This is a genomic window from Nostoc foliaceum FACHB-393 (assembly GCF_014698505.1).
In the GTDB taxonomy this organism is placed as follows: domain Bacteria; phylum Cyanobacteriota; class Cyanobacteriia; order Cyanobacteriales; family Nostocaceae; genus Nostoc; species Nostoc foliaceum_A.
The window spans coordinates 1-8,781 of sequence record NZ_JACJTD010000122.1 but is presented as its reverse complement, the minus strand read 5'-3'; the positions used below and the strand labels follow the sequence as shown (position 1 = coordinate 8,781).

At 39.4% G+C, this 8,781-nt stretch carries 7 protein-coding genes; 5 read left to right on the top strand and 2 right to left on the bottom strand.

Annotation, left to right across the window (positions count from 1 at the left end; all coding sequences use genetic code 11):
- Positions 1–144: 144 nt before the first annotated feature.
- Positions 145–1,425 carry a CHAT domain-containing protein gene (locus H6G92_RS37085; protein WP_242059492.1) on the top strand — a complete coding sequence of 427 codons (1,281 nt, stop codon included), beginning with the start codon at positions 145–147 and terminating at the stop codon, positions 1,423–1,425.
- On the opposite strand, the gene H6G92_RS37080 is transcribed toward H6G92_RS37085, so the two are convergent.
- Together H6G92_RS37080 and H6G92_RS37075 are read right to left on the bottom strand one after the other, a co-directional pair.
- Entirely contained in the window at positions 1,367–2,362 is a 996-nt protein-coding gene (locus H6G92_RS37080) for a hypothetical protein (protein WP_190901638.1), read from the bottom strand. The genes H6G92_RS37085 and H6G92_RS37080 overlap by 59 nt on opposite strands.
- A gap of 154 nt (positions 2,363–2,516) precedes the next feature.
- Positions 2,517–4,376 (bottom strand): protein kinase domain-containing protein, encoded by a 1,860-nt coding sequence (locus H6G92_RS37075; protein ID WP_190901636.1) that lies wholly within the window; start codon positions 4,374–4,376, stop codon positions 2,517–2,519.
- A 469-nt stretch (positions 4,377–4,845) separates the two neighbouring features.
- Here H6G92_RS37075 and H6G92_RS37070 point away from each other — a divergent pair, with 469 nt between their 5' ends.
- From H6G92_RS37070 to H6G92_RS37055, 4 genes are all read left to right on the top strand, one after another.
- On the top strand, positions 4,846–6,366 hold the full coding sequence (locus H6G92_RS37070; protein WP_190901634.1) for an NB-ARC domain-containing protein: 1,521 nt from the start codon (positions 4,846–4,848) through the stop codon (positions 6,364–6,366).
- A 285-nt stretch (positions 6,367–6,651) separates the two neighbouring features.
- On the top strand, positions 6,652–6,840 hold the full coding sequence (locus H6G92_RS37065) for a hypothetical protein (RefSeq protein ID WP_190901632.1): 189 nt from the start codon (positions 6,652–6,654) through the stop codon (positions 6,838–6,840).
- Positions 6,841–6,904: 64 nt separating this feature from the next.
- Complete coding sequence (locus H6G92_RS37060; RefSeq protein WP_190901630.1) at positions 6,905–7,237, top strand: hypothetical protein; 333 nt, start codon at positions 6,905–6,907, stop codon at positions 7,235–7,237.
- Positions 7,234–8,781: DUF3854 domain-containing protein (locus H6G92_RS37055; RefSeq protein WP_190901628.1), on the top strand; the 1,548-nt coding region annotated here is incomplete at its 3' end. The genes H6G92_RS37060 and H6G92_RS37055, both read left to right, overlap by 4 nt.

The window sequence follows — 8,781 nt, the reverse complement described above, 5'->3', positions numbered from 1 at the left end:
CGGTTGAAATTCTCAATCAGGGTTTAAAAGATTTGGTTGAGGAAGCTTCTAAATATAAAAAGTCACAGTGATTCGCGAATATCATTCGCGAACCAATTTCCCCTTTCCACATCCCGTGAAAAGTCAGCTAAAGAAGCCCTCACAATGTACAAATCTGCTATTGATAACCTGGCACATATTCGTGACAGCATATTGTCAAGCAATATAGATATACAGTTATTCTTTCAACAAGAAGTAGAACCTGTGTACCGTGATTATATGAAGTTACTTTTGAAAGATTCTAATCCTAATCTCAAAGAAGTAATTCAAATAAACGAACGTTTACAAACAGCACAGTTAGAAAATTTTTTAAATTGTGGCAAGCTTGACCTAATTGCTCTCAATGATATTCCAGACTTAAATAGTGCTTATGGAATCATTCATATCATTGATTTGGATGAAACTATAGAAGTTATTGTACAGTCTTCAGACCGCTCTCTTCATCATTACTCTGTTGAAGCAAATATAGTTAAAGATAATGTTAGTGATCTTTTATGGAGTTTACAGGATCAGAAACTCGCTACTATTGATGTCCAACAAATTCTTTTGCCTTCTCAAGCACTTTATGAAAAATTAATTGCGCCAATAGCATCATATTTACCTGCATCAGGAACATTAATATTTATTTTAGATAAATCTTTTCAAAGTATACCGATGAGCATATTATATGATGGGAAAAATTATCTCCTCGAGCAATACAGCATTGCAGCAACTCTCGGTTCTAGAATTAGATATCCCAAACCTTTATCAAAAAAGCGGTTTACAGCTCTCATCGCTGCTTTGTCTAAGCCCAGCCCCAGCTTGTTAGATCGCAACGCTCCTAAAGGCGTCAGATCACTACCCAAAGCCAAAGAAGAAGTAAAAGATGTCCAAAGTCACACACAATCTTCCCTTACACTATTAGACGAAAAGTTTACTACTCCACGTCTAGAGCAAGAAATAAGTAAAAATAATTTCCCAATCGTTCATATTAGTACTCATGGACAGTTTAGTTCTGACCCTTTGAAGACGGTACTTCTAGCCTATGATAAGGTCATCAATATTAGAGAATTTGACAAATTACTAAAAGGTAAAATTCAAACTGATGCAGATGCAATTGAGTTATTAGTTTTAAGTGCATGTCAGACTGCAAAAGGTAATAAAAGATCAACATTAGGAATGGCTGGAGTAGCTGCACAAGCAGGTGCGAGAACTACGATAGCTACTTTGTGGCTAGTAGATGCGGATTCTACTGCTTTATTAATGGAAGAATTCTACAAGGGATTGAAAAATGGTATTCCTAAAGCAGAGGCACTGCGGGTTGCACAACTAGTATTAATGAAAAATCCTAAATACGCTCATCATTACTACTGGGCCCCGTTCTTGCTCGTTGGTAGTTGGTTATAAATTCCCACAGCTTTAAACCTTCTTGCACCTTTGATAATTCCTTTAAGTTCTTATTACTTTTAGCTAACTTCTTTGCTGTTGTGTATTCACTAAAAGCCTCATTAGGCAGTCCTGCCTCTAAGTAGCGATCTGCCAATACTCGATAAATTTCAGGGTTTTTACTTCCTGCTGCCACTCTTGCCTTTAATGTTTGTATAGATTCATTTACCAGATTTTTTGACATATATATAGTATCTAAAACCCCAACAGCAGCTTCATCAGGAGGTACTTTTACTTCGTTAACTTGTTTTACCAGTAATGCAATCTCCTGCTGCTCTTTTTCTGGTAAAATACCAAATACTAAAGGAGCGTGACTTATGATTGAGTTTCCTTGGTACGCAAACACAATAATTCTATACATCCGTCCAAATCTCAATTGAGGTTGCCCTTCTGGATATGGCAGTACAGTATTATTTACTTGTATCTGCCAGTTAACATTATTACCCTTTATCTCTACTGTGTAACTAGTAGCTCCTGGGACTGCACGCCAAGAAATTGATGGTCGGGTAGTCAAGATTCTACCGCCACTAATGTAAGGACTAATTAATCTTGGTCTTGGTACAGAGTTATCATAATCTGGTCCTTTAAGCGTAGTAGGACAGTTCTGCGGTTTAAGATTTGTACATCGAAACTTATCTGCCTCAGTGACTTGTGATGGCGCACATTTGTTGGCAGCGTCAGAAAAATTGTTTTGATTAATGTATAAAATTTTTCGATTTAAATAGCAAACGACTGTAACTGTGGCTCCATTCTCTGGGTGAATTTGATCTCCCGGACACAGCGGACTACCTACTGGCAAGTAGCGATCGCCTGGACTCATCACCTTTCCATCAACATTCTTGCACTGACGCAAGGCTATTAGTTGAGATTGCCCCCATGCATTACTAGAACTTGACACAACTAGTGTTGATATTGATGCGAGTGCTACAATTTGAACTGTGAATATTTTTTTGACTATTGCACTTGTCGAATTGTTTAAAGTAAGCATCAAGATTTTTGTATGGCTATTTGCTAGTTAGTAGCATACAGGAAACAGTAAATAAAAAAAAGGCTTAGGGCGAAGATGGCGTCACAAACTCTCCCAATAAACGCTTTAAGATTTGCAATCTCCACTGCTGAACTTCTAACTGATTAGACTCGGCAATCAAACATATCTCCCAAGTCAGCCTGGCATCATTAATTTCACCTAATGCTTCTTGCGCTTGCGCTAATAAACAGTAAGCATCTGTCCTAGCATCCAGTTTTGTTGATTTTTCCAAATCAGCCTTTGCCTCGGCATAACGCTTTAACTCTAATTTTGCCCAACCTAAGTTTTTGTATAAAGTAGACTGTAATTTAATATTTTCAGTTTTTTGTAAACCGGATTTAGCTAAATCAATTGCTACATCATATTTGCCATTTAAAATCTTCAATCTTGATAAATTATTAATGGCTGGTATTGCTTCTCTACTCATTCCAATGGCTAATATATACTGTTTTTCTGCCAAATCATACATTCGTCTATCATCATAGAAAAGTGCTAGCCCAAAACGCGATTCCCAATTGTCAGGCTTTAATTTAAATGACTTTTCATAATTTTTAATCGCACAGTTATCTTGGTTTAATTGCTGGCAAACAAAAGCTAAATTACTATAAGCATCTGCATCACGGTTATTGTATTTAATTGCTAATTCATAATATTTTTTAGCTAACTCAAGGTCTTTGGTGCTACGGACAGCTTTATCAAAGTAAAAACTTGATATAGTCCGATTACTCTGAGAACGAATTTTTATAGCCCAGTAAAAAAAATCTTGTGCTCCCTGAGAATTATTTGCTGCTTCTAACTTTTGTCCTTGAGTTACTAGGTAGTTAGCTACTACAGGTATAGAGAGAAAGACACACCCAAAAAATCCCAAAACAATCAATGTATATTTGCTATATTGAAAAACTTTAGAATTAGCTAATCTATAATTTTTAATTTGCTGAGGTAGTTTTTCTAACCTCTGCAAAATCACTCTAGTTGTTTGCGGACGCTGCCCTGGTAAAGGAGCCATTAATTCATCAAGAAAATCAGCAAAGGGCTTGTCAATCTGCGGCATTTGCTCTCTCCAAATTAGATTTCCTGTCTTTTTATCTGTTGGAAGATCCATCAATTGAATGCCAGTCACTAATTGCACAAAAGTCCGACCCAGAGCATAGAAGTCTGATTGAGGTACTGCTTGACCATTTACTTGCTCCAATGGAGAGTAACGAGGAGTACTGACAGATGTAATTTCGTATCGTCCTCCCCTACCTGTGCTAGATCCCCCACTTCCACTGACTTTTGCCAAGTAGGTATCAGTCACTCGCCGTGCTACACCAAAATCAATTAATGCAAGTTGTCCACTTGACTGAAGAATTATATTAGAAGGTTTAATATCTCTATGAAAAATTTCTGTACGGTGTACTTCATCAAGGATTTCAACTAACTGTCGAAGCCATTGTAATGCTACGGATTGTGAAATTCGCCCATTAGACTCTAACCATTGTTCTAAATTTTCTCCTTCAAATTTATCCATGATTAAACAATGCAATGTTAGAGAGCTATTATTCGGAATAAAAGTGAAAAAGTCATCTATAGTACTTTTAGGAATACATGGGTGTTCAATAAGCCGTAAGGTGAGAGATTCCCGCTCAATAAGATCAACTAACTGAGGTGTGTTCCATTTTAAAACTTTCATGACTCGCCGCTTACGCCCAGGATTCCATTGAGTGCCGGCATCGTCCACTTCAAAAACTTCCATATAGCTAAATGGGTTTTCGGTAAGCTCTCTTAATGGCTTAACTAGACAAATGCGGTCGTTAATTAGCAATGAAGTCCCACATAAGAGACAGTGACTAACGTCATCAGGATTTTGACGTTGTTTGCAAAGAGGGTTGATACAGTAACCCATATTTTAGTATGTATAACGTAATGCATAGAAATTTACTCACGCTACCTCTTGCTGTCGCAATGGAACAACATATAAATTGAAAATTTTAGGCAGCCTCATTTTAAACATCAATGTATACTACCATTAAATACCTGCATTGCTTAGGAAGAGAAGTAACAAATATCACACTAAACAATAATTACTAGAAGACTCACTGTTTAGCTGAAATGAAAATTCAGTAGCCAATTTCAGTAAATAGCCTTAAGTGTAAGTGCTAATCTTCCTCTTTTCTCTTACCGTACTCCATCCAAGATGTGTCTACGAAAGTAATTCTTATTGTAAGTAACCGACATTAGAAATTTCTATAGTACTTTTTTGAAAAAAATTAACTATAAAATGAAAAATCAAATATGATTGATACAATGCAATCTCCTCTTAAAACTAAGCCTAATCTATAAAAATGCCCATTTCGGGCATTTACTGTGTAAAAATGATTAACAAGGTTACAGTTTTTAGTACTGAATCGCAATTCCAGGCTCCTACTCACTCCTCCCTTAAGCAAACAGGACAGGAGTCACCAAAAGTACTTTTTACGGTGAAAGTTACTTTTGAACTAGCCCTAGCTGTAGTAAATAAGTTAGTATTTGCCAAGAAAGGTAGATATCTATCCGAGGCTGAAATCCTTGTTATAAAGGGAGCGTGGGATGACAATGACTATGAAGAAATAGCAAGTAACTCATCTTACAGTCCTAACTACTTAAAAGGTGGCATAGCCCGTCGATTGTGGGATATGCTTTCTGAAACTATTGGAAATGGCGAACGGGTTGGCAAAAAGAATCTGCGTGATTTTTTGGAACAAGTTACTGAAGAATATTATGCTCAATCTGCGCCAAAAGAGGAGCCGAACTTCCCTGCCAACGACTTAATACAAGTTCTGGGAGGACAACTACCTGATGTGTCTAGTTTTTACGGACGAGTAAAGGAACTAACTCTTTTAAAAGAATTAATAGCTAAACAGCGATGTATATCCTTGGTAGGAGTAGCAGGAATCGGTAAGACTGCATTAGCGGCAAAACTTCTAGCGGAAATTAGTGCAGAATCTCAACCTAGATTTGATTATTTGATTTGGAAATCAGTTGCTCATGCACCACTACTTCAGGATTTAGTAACCGAACTGTTAGATATAATTGAGCCTTTAGAAACACCCTCAAGCTCACCTAAGTATACTCAAGCAATGATTACAATGTTGCTGAAGCAGATGCAATCACGCCGTTGCTTGGTTGTGCTGGATGAATCTGAAGCGTTATTTCAGACAAAAAATTTAGAGCAACGACTAGATTACAGACTATTTTTTCGCCGTTTAGTAGAAGAACAGCATCAAAGCTGTTTGCTCTTGACTAATCGAATTCTGCTTGATGAGCTGAATGATCTGATAGTAGCGAAGCGACCTCTTCGATTTTTTAGAATTGAAGGTTTAGATGAAGATGCGGCAATGCAGTTTTTGTCTGAAAAAGGATTGACTGACACAGAAAAGTGCCATCAATTAATTCAAACTTATCGTGGTAATCCTTCGGAACTAGAGGCAGTAATTGAGAGAATTAATCACTTTTTTTCTGGCAGTACACAAGTATTTTTTCAAAACCCAACAACTCTTGTCAGTAGTAAGTTTGAAGCAATGCTTAATCATGTTTTTGGTCACGTATTGACAGAAATTGAGCGAAAAATTCTGATTTACACAGCAGAGGAGATAGTTTCAACTACAGAATTTATTAGCTTTGCCAAGTTATTAAGTGATATCAGGCAGAGACAGAAAGCGTCTGTGTCAACTTTAGAGTTGATTAAAGCACTAGAAAATCTGGAAAAACAATCATTGATTGAAAGCAGTAAAAATCCAGTTACTAAAGAAATTAGTTTTACTCTCCAGCCAGTAATTAAAAAGTATATCTTAACCGATCCACAAGGATTGGTGCGTGTATCCAATGCTTTGCCAAATTTAGCGGTCGCATCTTAAGCAAAAGCTTTTCATAAAATTGCAGGGTAATCTACTCTACACAGAGGTGCTACCAACCCTCGATTACCCCTAAAAGAATCCTTAAAAAACGTGGAGGTCAAAAGCAAAAATCAAAACAACGTTAAACACAGAGGGCATTGTAAGATCAGAACGAACAAAAGATGGAGGTAAATATACAGGAACACAAAATTTAAAGGACAAAACGTACTTAAGAAGTAACGCTTTGTCCAAGGAGCAAAAAACTAAATAACTCCAGAGCGGGGTTATCTCACAAAAACCAAAGCGGTGGTAGTTAAAGTTTGGCGACTTGATTCCACTAACTGGTCAAAAGAGATTAAGTCCACGCTGCTTCTTGTATTATACGAGAAACCACACGAAACTGGTGCTTTTCGTGTGGCAGTTTTTGCTGTTGAAATTCCTCAAAGGGGCGAGATATTAAGTTTGATTAAGAAAAAACCCGAATTTCGTAGTTAAAAACCCTTAGCGGCGCAACAACCCCCTCTGAAGCTTGTAAACCGAGTTATCAGGGGAAAATATTGTGATAAATAAAGAACGCCCCAAGAGCGCAGTAGTAGAGCGCATGGGGTCGAGTGCAGCTTTCGCATGGCAATTTTGTGCTGTGACGAAGGGAAATTTTCGGAATATCCAGGCTAGTAGTCTGGCAAGTCAACTTTGCATGGTGGTTAGCAGAGGGGCAGAGGGGCAGAGGGGCAGAGGGGAAAGAACTTGTATAAGCCTATCCTCTGCTCCCCTGCTCCCCTGCTCCCCTGCCGACCTCCACCCAGCAATTTTGGGTTGGCGAACTGCTAGAGCAAGAGTTTCGCAGCTTGAAAGAGTTCTCTCTAAGGAATTCCGAGGGGAGAACCGATGAACCATACCCCGAATATTACGGGGGAAAGGTTAAAGGGAAAAGGGAAAAGGGATGGGGAAGAGTTAACAAATTCTTCCTCCCCTTCCCCTTTGCCCTTTGCCCTTGACCCAGGCGCAGCCTCTCCAACTGAATATCCAAACAACCTCACTGCGGCTGAGTATCATGAGTTAACAGTGGGTAGCGCCATTCATCCGGCGTTGATTGAGCGCAACTTTTTCCATGTAGAGGGAGAATCAGTTTATGATTTCCTGTTCATATCTGATAAAATACCACGCAAGAATGCGGGTCGGGTTACGGATGGATACTTAAAGCTGTATCAGCACCTATTACTGGGTGGGACGTGGATTCAGTCACTTGACCCGTTTAAAAACTGGCAACCAATGGAGTGGGGGCGGATTAAGCCCAACTTCCCCCGCATTGATTGGCAAAAAGGGAAACCCGTCAAATACGAGTCACCCCCTAAAACCCCCAACCGTGTTACCTACTTTGATGTCGCTAACCCCATCTGGGACAAAGTTGCAAAGCGTTATTTAATTAAGCGCTATCATTCACTTTTGGCGCTACGCTTACTGGATCAACTCAATCCACTAATATTTTGGGAGTGGATAAAGCAGCATCCAGAGATTCCGATTATCTTATGCGAAGGGGAAAAAAAGGCTGCTTGCTTGCTGAGTCTGGGGTTTGTAGCGATCGCACTTCCGGGGATTTGGAACGGGCGCGTGGGCAAACAAGATTTTGATGAACGGTTGCATCCTGACTTAGTACCAATGGCTCAGGCGGGGCGCAAGTTCATTATTTTATTCGACTACGAAACAAGAGCCAATACCCGTTGGTCAGTTTTTCAAGCCACTGTTCGCACTGCAAAAGCAATCGAATCGGCAGGTTCTGAATGTGAAGTTGCGCTGTTACCAGGCCCAGAGAAAGGTGTTGATGATTTTGTTGTGGCGCGGGGCGAAGATGCTAACGCTTTACTGACCGCAATTATAGATGATGCCAAATCACTTGCTGATTACAAGCGCTCGTATCGGGCTAAGAAATGGGGGTTAAGCAAGTACCAGCCGGATGTCACTGTTAATGTCAAGTATCTCTCTGAGGCTTTGTGCATTCCTGAACTTGAAGAAAAATGCTTGAGAGTGCCTGAGCTTTATGATCTTGAAAAGGAACAACTTTTCACGCCATCTATTAAAGGACATCAAAGAAAGAAAGAGTCTACGGATTCTGGCGGAGTTGATTCATCCAAATCGAAGAAATCCTCTACCTTCAATTTCCCAAAATCAGGACTAGTCGTACTCTGGAGCGACATGGGCACTGGTAAAACTGAACTTATGCGCTGGTGGCGTGACCAAAACCCCGACGCGCGGTTCCTCAACAATGGGCATCGCGTAAATTTGCTGAAAAATCTTGCCGAACGCTTGCGGACGGCGATGTATTCAGACTTGGGTTACACAGGTTTAGCCCAGGCTCAAGCCCTTAGTATTACTATCGACAGCTTGCATAAGCTGAATACTCAGTCTCTCACTTACGGCTGCATATTTATAGATGAA

Bases quoted from the DNA above. Each gene is read 5' to 3' on its own strand.
- H6G92_RS37070 (WP_190901634.1), top strand. From the start codon at position 4,846: ATGATTAACAAGGTTACAGTTTTTAGTACTGAATCGCAATTCCAGGCT.
- H6G92_RS37085 (WP_242059492.1), top strand. From the start codon at position 145: ATGTACAAATCTGCTATTGATAACCTGGCACATATTCGTGACAGCATA.
- H6G92_RS37075 (WP_190901636.1), bottom strand. From the start codon at position 4,376: ATGGGTTACTGTATCAACCCTCTTTGCAAACAACGTCAAAATCCTGAT.